The organism is Pseudomonas sp. GL_090, from assembly GCF_057837765.1.
This window is the reverse complement of sequence record NZ_CM174452.1, coordinates 4,642,745-4,659,126: the sequence shown is the minus strand read 5'-3', so window position 1 is coordinate 4,659,126 and position 16,382 is coordinate 4,642,745. Positions and strand designations below refer to the sequence as shown.

Genomic DNA, 16,382 nt, shown 5'->3' with positions numbered 1-16,382 from the left:
AGCTGGCGCGGCACCAAAAAGCGACGTACGGTTGTTACTGGGCGTTGAACGCCTGGCCATTGATGCCCGTGCTGTCCGGGCCCATCAGGTAGAGGTAGACCGGCATGATCTCCTCGGGCGTCGGGTTGTTCAGGGGGTTTTCACCCGGGTAAGCCTGGGCGCGCATGCTGGTGCGGGTGGCGCCGGGGTTGATGCTGTTGGAGCGTACCGGGGCCACGGTGTCGACTTCGTCAGCCAGGGTTTGCATCAGGCCTTCAGTGGCGAACTTGGAGACGCCGTAAGCGCCCCAGTACGCACGTCCCTTGCGGCCGACGCTGCTGGACGTGAACACCACCGAAGCATCCTGCGACAGCTTGAGCAGCGGCAGCAGTGTGCTGGTGAGCATGAACATGGCATTGACGTTGACTTGCATGACCCGCATGAAGTTTTCGCCGGAAAGCTGCTCGATCGGCGTGCGCGGGCCGATGATCGAAGCATTGTGCAGCAGACCGTCGAGATGCCCGAATTCGCTTTCGATCATCGCTGCCAACTCATCGTATTGATGGGGCAGGGCGGTTTCGAGGTTGAAGGGGATGACTGCCGGTTGTGGATGGCCGGCGGCTTCGATCTCGTCGTAGACCTGGGTCAGGTTGGCTTCGGTCTTGCCCAGCAGCAGCACGGTTGCGCCGTGTGCCGCGTAGGTTTTTGCCGCTGCGGCGCCGATGCCGCGTCCTGCGCCGGTGACCAGAATGACCCGATCCTTGAGCAGTTCGGGGCGGGCGGAATAATCAAACATAAAAAACCTCAACAAATCAGAAGACAGCGGCCGTTGTAGGAGCGAGCTTGCTCGCGATGGTCTTGAACGATTACACGACAAACCCAACACCCTGCGGCGTTCTCGGGTTTCTCGCGAGCAAGCTCGCTCCTACAGAGGTCTGCGACAGACTTAGCAACTGCAAAGCGCGCTATCGAGCACCTTGCGCAACTCCAGTGGATGATCGACCACCACGTCCGCACCCCAATGCCGCGGATTGTCATCCGGGTGGATATAGCCGAAGGTCACGGCGGCAGTCTTGGTGCCGGCATCGCGGCCCGACTCGATGTCGCGCAGGTCATCGCCGACGAACAGCACGCTGGCCGGGTCCAGGTCGAGCATCTTGCAGGCCAGGATCAGCGGTTCCGGATCCGGTTTGCTGTTCTTCACATGATCGGGGCAGATCAGCAGCGCCGAGCGTTCAGCCAGCCCCAGCTGTTGCATGATCGGCTCGGCGAAGCGCAGCGGCTTGTTGGTGACCACGCCCCAGATCAGGTTGGCCTTCTCGATGTCCGCCAGCAGTTCGCCCATGCCGTCGAACAGCTTGCTGTGGACTGCACAACCGACGAGGTAGCGCTCCAGGAACTCCAGGCGCAGTTCCTCGAACCCCGGCGATTCCGGGTCCATGGAGAAGGTCACCGCGACCATCGCCTTGGCACCGCCGGAAATCTCGTCGCGGATGTGCTTGTCGTTCATCGGCGGCAAGCCGCGGTCGGCACGCATCGCCTGACAGATCGCAATGAAGTCCGGCGCGGTGTCGAGCAGGGTGCCGTCCATGTCGAAAAGAACTGCTCTGATTGGCATCGGCTTACTCCTCGCGCAGGGTCTGGATCATGTAGTTGACGTCCACGTCGGCCGCCAGTTTGTAGTGCTTGGTCAGCGGGTTGTAGGTCAGGCCGATGATGTCCTTGACGGTCAGGCCGGCCATGCGGCTCCAGGCGCCGAGTTCGGACGGGCGGATGAATTTCTTGAAGTCGTGGGTGCCGCGCGGCAGCAACTTCATGATGTATTCGGCGCCGACGATGGCGAACAGATACGCTTTCGGGTTGCGGTTGATGGTGGAGAAGAACACCTGGCCGCCGGGCTTGACCATGCGGAAGCAGGCGCGGATGACCGACGACGGGTCCGGCACGTGCTCAAGCATTTCCAGGCAGGTGACTACGTCGAACTGCTCGGGCATTTCCTCGGCCAGGGCTTCGGCGGTGATCTGCCGGTATTCGACGTTGACGCCCGACTCCAGCTGATGCAACTGCGCGACCGCCAACGGCGCTTCACCCATGTCGATACCCATCACGGTCGCGCCGCGCTGAGCCATGGCTTCGCTGAGGATGCCGCCGCCGCAACCGACGTCGAGGACCTTCTTGCCGGCCAGGTTGACCCGCTCGTCAATCCAGTTGACCCGCAGCGGGTTGATGTCGTGCAGCGGTTTGAATTCGCTTTCGCGGTCCCACCAGCGATGGGCCAGGGCCTCGAATTTGGCGATTTCGGCGTAGTCGACGTTGCTCATGGTCTAGTCCTCTAAAACTTGAAAAATCCTGTTGCCCCGGATTGTGCTCCAGGGTGCTTACGATTCGGTGTGGCCACTGATGCGCTGGCCCCAGGCCTTGGCGACAGTGCCAAGCTGTTGTTCATCCAGGCGTGTCAGGCGACGGTCGTCGAGCAACTGCTTGCCCGCAACCCAAAGGTGTTTCACGCAGTCCCGGCCGGTGGCATATATAAGCTGCGAAACCGGGTCGTAGACCGGCTGCTGGGCCAGGCCGGAGAGGTCGAAAGCCACCATGTCCGCGGCCTTGCCGATTTCCAGCGAGCCGGTTTCGGCCTCGATACCCAGCGCCCGGGCACCGTTGAGGGTGGCCATGCGCAAGGCACGATGGGCATCCAGCGCGGTGGCCGAGCCGGCGACAGCCTTGGCCAGCAGGGCCGCGGTGCGGGTTTCGCCGAGCAGGTCCAGGTCATTGTTGCTGGCTGCGCCATCAGTGCCGATCGCGACATTGACCCCGGCCTGCCACAAACGCTCGACCGGGCAGAACCCACTGGCCAGCTTCAGGTTCGATTCCGGGCAATGAATCACATTGCTGTTGCTTTCTACCAGCAGCGCCAGGTCGTCTTCGCTGATCTGGGTCATGTGAACCGCCTGGAAGCGTGGTCCCAGCAAGCCCAGGCGCGCCAGTCGGGCCAGCGGTCGTTCACCGCGTTGCTCGACCGATTGCTGCACTTCGAAAGCGGTTTCATGTACGTGCATGTGAATCGAAGCGTCCAGTTCTTCGGCAATCACCCGGATTTTTTCCAGGTTTTCGTCGCCCACGGTGTAGGGTGCATGGGGGCCGAAGGTGACTTTGATGCGCTCGTGGTGCTTGAGATCGCCAAACAGCTCGACGCCCTGACGAATGGCTTCGTCCGCCGTAGCGGCGCCCGGAATAGGGAAGTCGAGGATCGGGATTGCGATCTGCGCGCGAATGCCGCTGTTGTGCACGCGTTCACTGGCAACCTTCGGGAAGAAGTACATGTCAGAGAAACAGGTGATGCCGCCTTTGATTTGCTCGGCGATGGCAAGATCGGTGCCGTCGCGCACGAAATCTTCGTTGACCCATTTGGCCTCGGCGGGCCAGATATGGTTTTCCAGCCAGGTCATCAATGGCAGGTCATCGGCCAGGCCGCGAAACAGTGTCATCGCCGCGTGCCCGTGGGCATTGATCAGTCCGGGGCTGAGCAGCATGTCGGGCAATTCGCGGGTTTCGGTTGCGTTAAGCTTCAGAGCGGCGGAACGTGGGCCGATAAACACGATGCGTCCATCACGGATGCCCACGCCATGTTCCTTGAGGACAACACCAGCGGGTTCGACGGGTACCAGCCAGGTCGGCAGCAATAACAGGTCGAGCGCAGCGGCAGTGTTCGGCATCGAGGGTCGGTTCCAGTGCTTTTGTATAGGATGGCGAAGTATACCCGAGCGTCTTCGCGGGGGGATCGCTATAATCGGCGGCTTTTGTTCATGAGTGCGGGGTGAGGGATGCGCGATCGACTGTTGGCTGCGGAAAAGGTAAAGGCCATCGATTGGCGTGATGGCGCTCTCCATCTGCTGGATCAGCGTATTTTGCCGTTCGAGGAAACCTGGATTGCCTACACCAGCGCCGCTGGCGTGGCCGAGGCCATTCGCTCGATGGTGGTGCGTGGCGCGCCGGCCATCGGCATTAGCGCAGCCTATGGCATCGTACTGGCGGCCCGCGCCCGGATTGCCGAAGGTGGCGACTGGTACGCTGCGCTGGAAGAGGATTTCATGCTGTTGGCCGATTCCCGTCCCACCGCGGTCAACCTGTTCTGGGCGCTGGGCCGCATGCACGACCGGCTTGATCGCCTGAAAGACAATGCCGATCCGCTGGAGGTGCTGGAGGCCGAGGCCATCGCCATTCATGAAAGTGATCGCGAAGCCAACCTGACCATGGCGCAGTTGGGTGTCGACCTGATCCGCAAGCATCAGGGCAACGCCCAGGCGATCCTGACCCACTGCAACACCGGCGCGCTGGCCACGGGCGGCTTTGGCACGGCGCTGGGGGTGATTCGTGGGGCTTTCATCGAGGGTATGGTCGAGCAGGTCTATGTCGACGAAACCCGCCCATGGTTGCAGGGCTCGCGGTTGACCGCGTGGGAACTGGCCAATGAAGGCATTCCCGTGACCCTCAATGTCGATTCCGCCGCGGCGCATATCATGAAGACCAAAGGCCCTACCTGGGTCATCGTCGGCGCGGACCGGATCACCGCCAATGGCGACGTGGCCAACAAAATCGGCACCTATCAGCTGGCCGTCAACGCCATGCACCACGGAGTGCGCTTCATGGTGGTGGCGCCGAGTTCGACCATCGACATGAACCTGGCCAGTGGCGATGACATTCCGATTGAAGAGCGTGATGGTCGCGAGCTGCTGGAGGTGGGTGGCAAGCGCGTCGGCGCCGACGTCGATGCCTTTAACCCGGTGTTCGACGTGACGCCGGCGGACCTGATCGATGCGATCGTCACCGAAAAAGGCATCGTCGAACGCCCGGATACAGCGAAAATGGCGCAGTTGATGTGCCGTAAGCGTCTGCATTGATCGGCCGTGGCGTTCGAATGGGCGCCATCGCCAGCAGGCTGGCTCCCACAGGTTTTGTGATCGACACCGGTCAATGTGGGAGCCAGCCTGCTGGCGATTGGGGTCTGAAAGTCAATAAACATCCGTAATTCGGCCCCGAATTCAGCATTCGCAGCGGCTCTAAGCCTCTCTCGTCCCATTCAAGCCTGTCACCGGTCAACTAACTACTCTCCATGCGCATCTGGGGGATAGGTGCGTGGCGGCTCTTGTGATAACATCCGGCGGTTTCCAGGGTTGCCCGAAGTGGCGACCCGTACTGCGCAGATCCATGGCATAACTCGTTGATTTGTTGTAAGCCAATGCATGGCACTGAGCCTGCAGCGGCGAGCTTCGTTGGTCCTGACGAAGTTTCACCAGAAAAAGGAATCAGGCTTCTCATGGGCGAACTGGCCAAAGAAATCCTCCCGGTCAATATCGAAGACGAGCTGAAGCAGTCCTACCTCGACTACGCGATGAGCGTAATTGTCGGGCGGGCACTGCCGGATGCGCGCGATGGCTTGAAGCCCGTGCACCGGCGCGTGCTGTTCGCGATGAGCGAGCTGGGCAACGACTTCAACAAGCCGTACAAGAAATCTGCCCGTGTTGTCGGTGACGTGATCGGTAAGTATCACCCGCACGGTGATACCGCGGTGTACGACACCATCGTTCGGATGGCACAGCCATTCTCCCTGCGCTACCTGCTGGTAGACGGCCAGGGCAACTTCGGTTCGGTGGACGGCGACAACGCCGCGGCCATGCGATACACCGAAGTGCGCATGACCAAGCTGGCGCACGAGCTGCTGGCTGACCTGCATAAAGAAACCGTGGACTGGGTGCCGAACTACGACGGCACCGAAATGATCCCGGCGGTCATGCCGACCCGTATTCCCAACCTGCTGGTCAACGGCTCCAGCGGCATCGCCGTGGGCATGGCGACCAACATTCCGCCGCACAACCTCGGTGAAGTCATCGACGGTTGCCTGGCGCTCATCGACAACCCAGAGCTGACCGTCGATGAACTGATGCAATACATCCCCGGTCCGGACTTCCCGACCGCCGCGATCATCAACGGTCGCGCCGGCATCATCGAAGCCTACCGCACCGGTCGCGGGCGCATTTACATGCGCGCCCGCTCGATGATCGAAGACATCGACAAGGTCGGTGGCCGCCAGCAGATCGTCATCACCGAACTCCCATACCAGCTGAACAAGGCGCGTCTGATCGAGAAGATCGCCGAGCTGGTCAAAGAGAAGAAGCTTGAAGGCATCACCGAGCTGCGCGACGAGTCCGACAAGGACGGTATGCGCGTCGTGATCGAACTGCGTCGCGGCGAAGTGCCTGAGGTCATCCTCAACAACCTCTACGCCCAGACCCAGCTGCAAGCGGTGTTCGGTATCAATATCGTCGCGCTGATCGACGGCCGTCCACGGATCCTGAACCTCAAGGACCTGCTGGAAGCCTTCGTCCGTCACCGTCGCGAAGTCGTTACCCGCCGTACCGTGTTCGAACTGCGCAAGGCGCGCGAGCGTGGTCACATCCTTGAAGGTCAAGCGGTTGCCCTGTCGAACATCGACCCGGTCATCGCCCTGATCAAGGCGTCGCCAACCCCGTCGGAAGCCAAGGAAGCGCTGGTCAGCACCCCTTGGGAATCCTCGGCCGTGGTGGCGATGGTCGAGCGTGCCGGCGCCGATTCGTGCCGTCCGGAAAACCTCGATCCGCAATACGGTCTGCGCGATGGCAAGTACTTCCTGTCGCCGGAACAGGCGCAGGCCATTCTGGAACTGCGTCTGCACCGTCTGACCGGTCTGGAACACGAAAAGCTGCTGGCCGAGTATCAAGAGATCCTCAACCAGATCGGCGAGCTGATCCGCATCCTCAGCAGCGCCACGCGCCTGATGGAAGTGATCCGCGAAGAGCTGGAAGTGATTCGCGCCGAATACGGCGACGTGCGTCGTACCGAAATCCTCGATGCCCGTCTCGACCTGACCCTGGGTGACATGATCCCGGAAGAAGAGCGCGTCGTGACCATTTCCCACGGTGGCTACGCCAAGACCCAGCCGCTGGCTGCGTACCAGGCCCAGCGTCGTGGCGGTAAAGGCAAGTCGGCGACCGGCGTCAAGGATGAGGACTACATTGCTCACCTGCTGGTTGCCAACAGCCACACCACGCTGCTGCTGTTCTCCAGCAAGGGCAAGGTGTACTGGCTGAAAACCTACGAAATCCCTGAAGCGTCCCGCGCTGCCCGTGGTCGTCCGCTGGTCAACCTGTTGCCGCTGGATGATGGTGAGTACATCACCACCATGCTGCCGGTCGAGGAATACACCGAAGGTCACTACATCTTCATGGCCACCGCCAACGGCACCGTGAAGAAGACCCCGCTGGAATCCTTCAGCCGTCAACGCAGCGTCGGCCTGATCGCGCTGGAGCTGGATGAAGGCGACGTATTGATCAGCGCGGCCATCACCGATGGCGAGCGCGAAGTGATGCTGTTCTCCGACGGCGGCAAGGTTACCCGCTTCAAGGAATCCGACGTTCGCGCCATGGGCCGTACCGCCCGCGGTGTACGCGGCATGCGTCTGCCGGAAGGCCAGAAGCTGATTTCCATGCTGATCCCGGAAGAAGGCAGCCAGATCCTCACCGCTTCGGCGCGTGGCTACGGCAAGCGCACGGCGATCACCGAGTTCCCTGAGTACAAGCGTGGCGGTCAGGGCGTTATCGCCATGGTCAGCAACGAACGTAACGGCCGTCTGGTCGGTGCGGTCCAGGTGCTCGACGGCGAGGAAATCATGCTGATTTCCGACCAGGGCACCCTGGTGCGTACCCGTGTCGACGAAGTGTCCAGCCTGGGTCGTAACACCCAGGGCGTGACCCTGATCAAACTGGCCAACGACGAAACACTGGTCGGGCTGGAGCGGGTTCAGGAGCCGTCGGAAGTCGAAGGTGAAGAGCTGGAAGGTGTAGAGGGTGAAGGGTTTGTCGGTGAAGTCGTGATCGACGACGTTGCCGAAGACCAGCAACTCGACGCCGCCGCTGACGAAGAGCCACAGGAATAAGCGGGTAAGCAGGGGGCGGATGAAAATTCGCCCCCTTGTTGTTTGTCCGTAATGAAATATCGACACCTCCGGAGATCCCTTGTGGGAGCCAGCCTGCTGGCGATGCAGGCGCCGCGGTACGTCTGAAGTATCGCGGTGATGCAATCGCGAGCAGGCTCGCTCCCACAGACCTGTTTCAACAGGGACCCGGTGTCGGCTGATAATGTGATTTATTGCGTGATACCACCAAATCAGAGCGAGATTGGATGTGAGCAAGAGAGCCTATAACTTCTGTGCCGGTCCCGCGGCGCTTCCCGAAGCTGTCCTGCAGCGCGCCCAGGGTGAACTCCTCGACTGGCACGGCAAGGGTCTGTCGGTCATGGAAATGAGCCATCGCAGTGATGAGTTCGTATCCATCGCCACCAAGGCCGAGCAGGATCTGCGTGATCTGCTGAATATCCCCTCGAACTATAAAGTGCTGTTTCTGCAAGGTGGCGCCAGCCAGCAATTTGCTCAGATTCCTCTGAACCTGTTGCCGGAAAACGGCTCTGCCGACTATATCGACACCGGTATCTGGTCGCAGAAGGCCATCGAAGAAGCTTCGCGCTACGGCCACGTCAACGTTGCCGGCACCGCCAAGCCTTACGACTATTTCGCCATTCCAGGCCAGAACGAGTGGAAGCTGTCGAAAGACGCGGCCTACGTTCACTACGCGCCGAACGAAACCATCGGCGGCCTGGAATTCCAATGGATCCCGGAGACCGGTGATGTTCCGCTGGTCGCCGACATGTCTTCGGACATCCTGTCGCGCCCGGTGGATGTTTCGCGCTTCGGCATGATCTACGCCGGCGCCCAGAAAAACATCGGCCCGAGCGGTATCGTCGTCAACATCGTTCGCGAAGACCTGCTGGGCAAGGCCCGTTCCCTGTGCCCGACTATGCTCAACTACAAGGTCGCGGCCGATAACGGTTCGATGTACAACACCCCTCCGACTCTGGCCTGGTACCTGTCCGGCCTGGTGTTCGAGTGGCTCAAGGAGCAAGGCGGCGTAGAGGCCATCGGCAAGCTCAACGAAGTCAAGCAGCGCACGCTGTACGGCTTCATCGATGCCAGCGGCCTGTACAGCAACCCGATCAACAAGTCGGACCGCTCGTGGATGAACGTGCCGTTCCGCCTGGCCGATGATCGTCTGGACAAGCCGTTCCTGGCCGGTGCCGACGAGCGTGGCCTGTTGAACCTCAAGGGGCACCGTTCCGTGGGCGGCATGCGCGCCTCCATCTATAACGCCGTCGACATCAACGCCGTCAACGCGCTGGTTTCGTACATGGCAGAGTTCGAGAAGGAACACGGCTAATGTCTGAGCAAGAACTCAAGGCACTGCGCCTGCGCATTGATGCCCTGGACGAAAAGGTCCTGGAGTTGATCAGTGAGCGCGCGCGCTGCGCCCAGGAAGTCGCGCGGGTAAAGATGGCCTCGCTGGCCGAAGGCGAAGTGCCGGTGTTCTATCGTCCTGAGCGCGAAGCTCAGGTGCTCAAGCGTGTCATGGAGCGTAACCAGGGGCCGCTGGGCAACGAAGAGATGGCGCGGTTGTTCCGTGAAATCATGTCTTCGTGCCTGGCGCTCGAGCAGCCGCTGAAAGTGGCTTACCTGGGCCCTGAAGGTACGTTCACCCAGGCGGCGGCCATGAAGCACTTCGGCCACGCCGTGATCAGCAAGCCGATGGCGGCGATCGACGAAGTGTTCCGTGAAGTGGCGGCGGGGGCGGTGAATTTTGGCGTGGTGCCGGTGGAGAACTCCACCGAAGGCGCGGTCAACCACACCCTCGACAGCTTCCTGGAACATGACATGGTGATCTGCGGCGAGGTCGAGCTGCGTATCCACCATCACCTGTTGGTTGGTGAAAACACCAAGACCGACAGCATCAGCCGCATCTACTCCCACGCCCAGTCCCTGGCCCAGTGCCGCAAGTGGCTGGACGCCCATTACCCGAATGTCGAGCGCGTGGCGGTGTCCAGCAACGCCGAAGCGGCCAAGCGGGTCAAGGGAGAGTGGAACTCGGCGGCGATTGCCGGCGATATGGCGGCCGGCCTGTACGGCTTGACCCGTCTGGCCGAGAAGATCGAGGACCGTCCGGATAACTCCACGCGCTTCCTCATGATTGGCAATCAGGAAGTGCCGCCGACCGGCGACGACAAGACCTCGATCATCGTTTCGATGAGCAACAAGCCGGGTGCGCTTCATGAGTTGCTGGTGCCATTCCACGACAATGGCATCGACCTGACTCGAATCGAGACTCGTCCGTCGCGCAGTGGTAAGTGGACCTACGTGTTCTTCATCGACTTCGTCGGCCACCACCGCGACCCGCTGGTCAAAGGTGTGCTGGAAAAGATCAGTCAGGAAGCAGTGGCACTCAAGGTGCTGGGTTCCTACCCGAAAGCAGTTCTCTAAGGGGCGGTAGCAAATGAGTGGCAATTTCCTCGCTCTGGCACAGCCGGGCGTGCAACAACTTTCGCCTTACGTTCCGGGCAAACCCGTGGACGAACTGGCGCGTGAGCTGGATCTCGATCCAGCCAGCATCGTCAAACTGGCGAGCAACGAAAACCCGCTGGGTGCTGGCCCCAAGGCACTGGCGGCGATCCGCGATGCGCTGGTCGAGCTGACCCGTTATCCGGACGGCAATGGTTTTGCGCTCAAGAGTCTGTTGGCCGAGCAGTGCCGCGTCGAGCTGAATCAGGTGACGTTGGGTAACGGCTCCAATGACATTCTTGAGCTGGTGGCGCGCGCCTACCTGGCGCCGGGCTTGAATGCCGTGTTCAGCGAGCATGCGTTCGCTGTCTACCCGATTGCCACCCAGGCGGTCGGCGCACAGGCCAAGGTGGTTCCAGCCAAGGATTGGGGGCATGACCTGCCTGCCATGCTGGCGGCGATCGATGCCAACACCCGAGTGGTGTTCATCGCCAACCCGAACAACCCGACCGGGACCTGGTTCGACGCCGAGGCGCTGGACGAATTCCTGCAGGATGTTCCGGAGCATGTACTGGTGGTGCTGGACGAGGCTTACATCGAGTACGCCGAAGGCAGCGATCTGCCGGATGGTCTGGACTTCCTCGCGGCTTATCCAAACCTGCTGGTTTCCCGCACGTTCTCCAAGGCCTATGGTTTGGCGGCGCTGCGCGTGGGTTATGGCTTGTCCACGACGGTAGTCGCGGACGTGCTGAACCGTGTGCGCCAGCCGTTCAATGTCAACAGCCTGGCCCTGGCCGCGGCCTGTGCAGCGTTGAAGGATGAAGAGTATCTGGCGCAAAGCCGTCAGTTGAACGAGTCCGGCATGCGGCAACTGGAAGCCGGTTTCCGTGAGCTGGGGCTGAGCTGGATTCCATCCAAGGGCAATTTCATTTGCGTCGATCTCGGTCAAGTCGCGGCCCCGGTGTTCCAGGGCTTGCTGCGTGAAGGCGTGATCGTGCGTCCGGTGGCCAATTACGGCATGCCGAACCACTTGCGCATCACCATTGGCCTGCCGGCAGAGAACAGTCGCTTCCTTGAGGCGCTGACCAAGGTTCTGGCTCGTGGTTGATGTCACTGCGTTGCAATCTGCTGAGCCTATGATCGGTCGCCTGGTGGTGGTCGGTCTCGGGTTGATCGGCGGTTCGTTTGCCAAGGGGTTGCGTGAAAGCGGTCTGTGCCGCGAGGTGGTCGGGGTGGATCTCGATCCACAATCGCGCAAACTCGCGGTCGAGTTGGGTGTGGTGGATCGCTGCGAGGAAGACCTGGGTGTTGCCTGTCAGGGCGCCGACGTCATTCAGTTGGCGGTGCCGATCCTGGCCATGGAGAAAGTGCTCGCGCGTCTGGCGGGCATGGATCTGGGGCAAGCGATCCTGACCGATGTCGGCAGCGCCAAGGGCAATGTGGTGCGTGCGGCCACCGAAGCATTCGGCAGTATGCCGTCGTGCTTTGTGCCGGGGCACCCGATTGCCGGTTCCGAGCAAAGCGGGGTGGAAGCCTCCAACGCCGAGCTGTTCCGTCGCCACAAAGTGATCCTGACGCCGCTGGATCAGACCGATCCGGTAGCACTGGCGGTAGTCGACCGTTTGTGGCGCGAATTGGGCGCCGATGTCGAACACATGCAGGTCGAGCGTCACGACGAAGTACTGGCCGCGACCAGTCATCTGCCGCACTTGCTGGCATTCGGCTTGGTCGATTCGTTGGCCAAGCGCAATGAAAATCTTGAGATCTTCCGTTACGCTGCGGGCGGTTTCCGCGATTTCACGAGAATCGCCGGAAGCGACCCGGTCATGTGGCACGACATCTTCCTCGCCAACCGCGAAGCTGTCCTGCGCACACTCGATACATTTCGCAGCGATCTCGACGCCTTGCGCGACGCGGTCGATGCAGGGGATGGGCACCAATTGTTGGGCGTTTTCACTCGCGCCCGGGTTGCCCGCGAGCATTTCAGTAAAATCCTGGCCCGCAGGGCCTATGTGGACGCTATGAATTCCAACGATCTGATTTTCCTGGCTCAACCTGGTGGCCGCCTGTCCGGTCGGATTCGCGTACCGGGTGACAAATCGATTTCCCACCGTTCGATCATGCTTGGCTCCCTGGCTGAAGGTGTCACCGAAGTCGAAGGTTTCCTGGAGGGCGAAGATGCCCTGGCGACCTTGCAGGCGTTCCGTGACATGGGCGTGGTCATCGAAGGACCGCACCACGGTCGCGTGACCATTCACGGCGTTGGCCTGCATGGCCTGAAGCCTGCACCGGGCCCGATCTACCTGGGCAACTCCGGTACTTCGATGCGTCTGCTGTCCGGCCTGCTGGCTGCGCAGAGCTTCGACAGCACCCTGACCGGCGACGCTTCGCTGTCCAAGCGCCCGATGAATCGCGTGGCCAATCCGCTGCGTGAAATGGGCGCGGTGATCGAAACCGCCGCTGAAGGTCGCCCGCCGATGACCATTCGTGGTGGCCACAAGCTCAAGGGCCTGACTTACACCATGCCGATGGCCAGTGCCCAGGTTAAGTCCTGCCTGCTGTTGGCCGGTCTGTATGCCGAAGGCAAGACCACGGTTACCGAGCCTGCTCCGACCCGCGACCATACCGAGCGCATGCTCCGTGGCTTCGGCTACCCGGTGACGGTCAACGGTGCGACCGCATCGGTCGAGTCCGGCAACAAGCTGACCGCGACCCACATTGAGGTCCCGGGTGATATTTCGTCCTCGGCGTTCTTCCTGGTGGCGGCATCGATCGCCGAAGGTTCGGAGCTGGTGCTGGAGCACGTGGGCATCAACCCGACCCGTACCGGTGTGATCGACATCCTGCGCCTGATGGGCGCCGATATCACCCTGGAAAACCAGCGTGAAGTAGGTGGCGAACCGGTAGCTGACTTGCGCGTACGTGCAGCTAAACTCAAGGGTATCGAGATTCCCGAGACGCTGGTTCCGCTGGCGATCGACGAGTTCCCGGTGCTGTTCGTCGCCGCCGCCTGTGCCGAAGGGCGCACCGTGTTGCGTGGCGCTGAAGAGCTGCGGGTCAAGGAGTCGGATCGCATCCAGGTCATGGCGGATGGTTTGCTGGCGCTGGGCGTCAAGTGCGAGCCGACCCCGGATGGCATCATCATCGATGGCGGCCAGATCGGCGGCGGTGAAGTGCACGGTCATGGTGATCACCGTATCGCCATGGCGTTCAGCGTTGCTTCGCTGCGCGCCAGTGCACCGATTCGCATTCATGATTGCGCCAACGTCGCGACGTCGTTCCCGAATTTCCTGGCGCTGTGCGCACAGGTCGGTATTCGCGTGGCACAAGAGGCGCAGTCGTGATCAACATTGCACCGGTCATCACCATCGATGGACCAAGCGGTTCGGGCAAGGGCACGGTAGCCGGGATCCTGGCCAAACGCCTGGGCTGGAACCTGCTGGACTCCGGTGCGTTGTACCGATTGCTGGCCTTCGCTGCGCATAACCACGGTGTCGACCTGACCAATGAGGAGCTGCTGAAGAAACTCGCCGCTCATCTGGATGTGCAGTTCATCGCGGCGACGGAGGGGCAGTTGCAACGCATCATTCTGGAAGGTGATGAAGTCAGCGATGTCATTCGCACCGAAAGCGTCGGTTCCGGTGCTTCCCAGGTGGCTGCGCTGCCCGCTGTACGCGAGGCGCTGCTGCAGCGCCAGCGGGCTTTTCAGGAAGCGCCGGGTCTTGTGGCGGATGGTCGCGACATGGGCACGGTGGTTTTTCCTGACGCGCCGCTGAAGATTTTTCTGACCGCCAGCGCCGAGGAACGGGCACGCCGTCGATATTTGCAGTTGAAGGGCAAAGTCGAGGGTGTTAGTCTGTCGAGTCTGCTAGATGAGATACGTGCGCGCGATGAGCGTGACACCCAGCGAGCGGTAGCCCCGCTCAAACCGGCGGCTGACGCCATACAGCTGGATTCCACGGAATTATCCATCGATCAGGTGCTGGAACGCATCATGAGCGAGATCGCCATTCGCGATATCGCCGGGTGACCAAGAAGGCCGCAGGGGACCAGTCATAGTCCTGCGGTGGCTTCTTTTAAATGAAACTAACCCACACCGTCTGGGGTGTGGAGATGGGCGTATTCTTCGCCCTCATCAACAGGAATTAAAATGAGCGAAAGCTTTGCGGAACTCTTTGAAGAAAGCCTAAAAACCCTGAACCTTCAGGCAGGCTCCATCATCACCGGTGTTATCGTTGATATCGATTACCAGGCTCGCTGGGTAACCGTTCACGCTGGCCTGAAGTCTGAAGCACTCATCCCGCTTGAGCAGTTCTACAACGACGCTGGCGAACTGAACATCAACGTCGGTGACGAAGTTCACGTTGCTCTGGACTCGGTTGAAGACGGCTTTGGTGAAACCAAGCTGTCCCGTGAAAAAGCCAAGCGCGCTGAATGCTGGATTGTTCTGGAAGCAGCCTTCGCAGCCGAAGAAGTGGTCAAGGGCGTTATCAACGGTAAGGTTAAAGGCGGCTTCACTGTCGACGTTAACGGCATCCGTGCGTTCCTGCCAGGTTCTCTGGTTGACGTCCGTCCAGTGCGCGACACCACGCACCTGGAAGGCAAAGAGCTGGAATTCAAGGTCATCAAGCTGGACCAGAAGCGCAACAACGTTGTCGTTTCCCGTCGCAGCGTCCTGGAAGCCGAGAACTCCGCCGAGCGCGAAGCTCTGCTGGAATCCCTGCAGGAAGGCCAACAAGTCAAAGGTATCGTCAAGAACCTCACCGATTACGGCGCATTCGTCGATCTGGGTGGCGTCGATGGCCTGCTGCACATTACCGACATGGCTTGGAAGCGTATCAAGCATCCTTCCGAAATCGTCAACGTTGGCGACGAGATCGATGTCAAGGTTCTGAAGTACGATCGCGAGCGCAATCGTGTTTCCCTGGGCCTGAAGCAACTGGGCGAAGATCCATGGGTTGCTATCAAAGCCCGTTACCCGGAAAGCACTCGCGTTACCGCGCGTGTAACCAACCTGACCGACTACGGCTGCTTCGCTGAGCTGGAAGAAGGCGTTGAAGGTCTGGTACACGTTTCCGAAATGGACTGGACCAACAAGAACATCCACCCTTCGAAAGTCGTACAAGTCGGCGACGAAGTGGAAGTTATGGTTCTGGACATCGACGAAGAGCGTCGTCGTATCTCCCTGGGCATCAAGCAGTGCAAATCCAACCCATGGGAAGATTTCTCTGGCCAGTTCAACAAGGGCGATAAAATCTCCGGCACCATCAAGTCGATCACCGATTTCGGTATCTTCATTGGTCTGGACGGCGGCATCGACGGTCTGGTTCACCTGTCCGACATCTCCTGGAACGAAGTGGGCGAAGAAGCCGTTCGCCGCTTCAAGAAGGGCGACGAGCTGGACACCGTTATCCTGTCTGTTGACCCAGAGCGCGAGCGCATCTCCCTGGGTATCAAGCAACTGGAAAGCGATCCGTTCTCCGAGTACGTTCAAGAGAACGACAAAGGCGCCATCGTTAAAGGCATCGTGAAGGAAGTTGACGCTAAAGGCGCCATCATCACTCTGGCCGACGATATCGAAGCGACTCTGAAAGCCTCCGAAATCAGCCGTGACCGCGTTGAAGACGCGCGCAACGTTCTGAAAGAAGGCGAAGAAGTAGAAGCCAAGATCATCAGCGTTGACCGCAAGAGCCGTGTAATTCAGCTCTCGATCAAGTCGAAAGACGTTGAAGACGAGAAAGAAGCAATCCAGAGCCTGCGCGACAAGCCAGTAGCTACTGATGCTCCTGTGGCCACCACTCTGGGTGACCTGCTGCGTGCACAAATGGAAAAACAGAACTAAGTTCTGATTTTCTGTAAAAAAGGGCGACTTCGGTCGCCCTTTTTTGTGTCCGGCGTTTGGTGAATCGGGTGCGGATGCATGCGGTTGCTTGGGTCGTGAACCAAAAACGCCGAAAGAGGGTCTGAATGTTTAGTCGGATCAATCGCT

The 16,382-nt window shown here is 60.3% G+C and carries 12 protein-coding genes; 8 read left to right on the top strand and 4 right to left on the bottom strand.

Annotated features, from left to right (window positions below; all coding sequences use genetic code 11):
• Nucleotides 1-34: 34 nt before the first annotated feature.
• From AC3ITA_RS20865 to AC3ITA_RS20850, 4 genes are all read right to left on the bottom strand, one after another.
• Nucleotides 35-775, bottom strand: coding sequence for a YciK family oxidoreductase (locus tag AC3ITA_RS20865; RefSeq protein WP_007999919.1), 741 nt, complete (start codon nt 773-775; stop codon nt 35-37).
• 150 nt (nt 776-925) lie between these two features.
• Nucleotides 926-1,597, bottom strand: coding sequence for an N-acetylmuramic acid 6-phosphate phosphatase MupP (gene mupP / locus AC3ITA_RS20860; RefSeq protein WP_057713765.1), 672 nt, complete (start codon nt 1,595-1,597; stop codon nt 926-928).
• A 4-nt stretch (nt 1,598-1,601) separates the two neighbouring features.
• On the bottom strand, nt 1,602-2,300 hold the full coding sequence (gene ubiG, locus AC3ITA_RS20855) for a bifunctional 2-polyprenyl-6-hydroxyphenol methylase/3-demethylubiquinol 3-O-methyltransferase UbiG (RefSeq protein ID WP_007985381.1): 699 nt from the start codon (nt 2,298-2,300) through the stop codon (nt 1,602-1,604).
• 57 nt (nt 2,301-2,357) lie between these two features.
• Nucleotides 2,358-3,692: a TRZ/ATZ family hydrolase gene (locus tag AC3ITA_RS20850; protein WP_150672656.1), complete on the bottom strand. Its 1,335-nt coding sequence runs from the start codon at nt 3,690-3,692 to the stop codon at nt 2,358-2,360.
• Nucleotides 3,693-3,800: 108 nt separating this feature from the next.
• Between AC3ITA_RS20850 and mtnA the strand changes: the two genes are divergently transcribed.
• From mtnA to rpsA, 8 genes are all read left to right on the top strand, one after another.
• Entirely contained in the window at nt 3,801-4,877 is a 1,077-nt protein-coding gene (gene mtnA, locus AC3ITA_RS20845) for an S-methyl-5-thioribose-1-phosphate isomerase (protein WP_095943969.1), read from the top strand.
• A gap of 416 nt (nt 4,878-5,293) precedes the next feature.
• Complete coding sequence (gene gyrA / locus AC3ITA_RS20840; RefSeq protein ID WP_095943968.1) at nt 5,294-7,948, top strand: DNA gyrase subunit A; 2,655 nt, start codon at nt 5,294-5,296, stop codon at nt 7,946-7,948.
• A 247-nt stretch (nt 7,949-8,195) separates the two neighbouring features.
• Complete coding sequence (gene serC, locus AC3ITA_RS20835) at nt 8,196-9,281, top strand: 3-phosphoserine/phosphohydroxythreonine transaminase (protein ID WP_095944015.1); 1,086 nt, start codon at nt 8,196-8,198, stop codon at nt 9,279-9,281.
• Nucleotides 9,281-10,375: a prephenate dehydratase gene (gene pheA, locus AC3ITA_RS20830; RefSeq protein WP_007939916.1), complete on the top strand. Its 1,095-nt coding sequence runs from the start codon at nt 9,281-9,283 to the stop codon at nt 10,373-10,375. Before serC ends, pheA begins: the two co-directional genes overlap by 1 nt.
• A 13-nt stretch (nt 10,376-10,388) precedes the next feature.
• Nucleotides 10,389-11,501, top strand: coding sequence for a histidinol-phosphate transaminase (gene hisC, locus AC3ITA_RS20825; RefSeq protein ID WP_150672657.1), 1,113 nt, complete (start codon nt 10,389-10,391; stop codon nt 11,499-11,501).
• Nucleotides 11,502-11,529: 28 nt separating this feature from the next.
• Nucleotides 11,530-13,737 (top strand): bifunctional prephenate dehydrogenase/3-phosphoshikimate 1-carboxyvinyltransferase, encoded by a 2,208-nt coding sequence (locus AC3ITA_RS20820; RefSeq protein WP_263597165.1) that lies wholly within the window; start codon nt 11,530-11,532, stop codon nt 13,735-13,737.
• Nucleotides 13,734-14,423, top strand: a complete 690-nt coding sequence (gene cmk, locus AC3ITA_RS20815) for a (d)CMP kinase (RefSeq protein ID WP_095943965.1) — start codon at nt 13,734-13,736, stop codon at nt 14,421-14,423. Before AC3ITA_RS20820 ends, cmk begins: the two co-directional genes overlap by 4 nt.
• A 120-nt stretch (nt 14,424-14,543) precedes the next feature.
• Entirely contained in the window at nt 14,544-16,235 is a 1,692-nt protein-coding gene (rpsA, locus tag AC3ITA_RS20810) for a 30S ribosomal protein S1 (protein WP_007973639.1), read from the top strand.
• Nucleotides 16,236-16,382: the final 147 nt, after the last annotated feature.

Bases quoted from the DNA above. Each gene is read 5' to 3' on its own strand.
- mupP (WP_057713765.1), bottom strand. From the start codon at position 1,597: ATGCCAATCAGAGCAGTTCTTTTCGACATGGACGGCACCCTGCTCGAC.
- mtnA (WP_095943969.1), top strand. From the start codon at position 3,801: ATGCGCGATCGACTGTTGGCTGCGGAAAAGGTAAAGGCCATCGATTGG.
- AC3ITA_RS20865 (WP_007999919.1), bottom strand. From the start codon at position 775: ATGTTTGATTATTCCGCCCGCCCCGAACTGCTCAAGGATCGGGTCATT.
- rpsA (WP_007973639.1), top strand. From the start codon at position 14,544: ATGAGCGAAAGCTTTGCGGAACTCTTTGAAGAAAGCCTAAAAACCCTG.
- ubiG (WP_007985381.1), bottom strand. From the start codon at position 2,300: ATGAGCAACGTCGACTACGCCGAAATCGCCAAATTCGAGGCCCTGGCC.
- gyrA (WP_095943968.1), top strand. From the start codon at position 5,294: ATGGGCGAACTGGCCAAAGAAATCCTCCCGGTCAATATCGAAGACGAG.
- AC3ITA_RS20850 (WP_150672656.1), bottom strand. From the start codon at position 3,692: ATGCCGAACACTGCCGCTGCGCTCGACCTGTTATTGCTGCCGACCTGG.
- hisC (WP_150672657.1), top strand. From the start codon at position 10,389: ATGAGTGGCAATTTCCTCGCTCTGGCACAGCCGGGCGTGCAACAACTT.
- AC3ITA_RS20820 (WP_263597165.1), top strand. From the start codon at position 11,530: ATGATCGGTCGCCTGGTGGTGGTCGGTCTCGGGTTGATCGGCGGTTCG.
- pheA (WP_007939916.1), top strand. From the start codon at position 9,281: ATGTCTGAGCAAGAACTCAAGGCACTGCGCCTGCGCATTGATGCCCTG.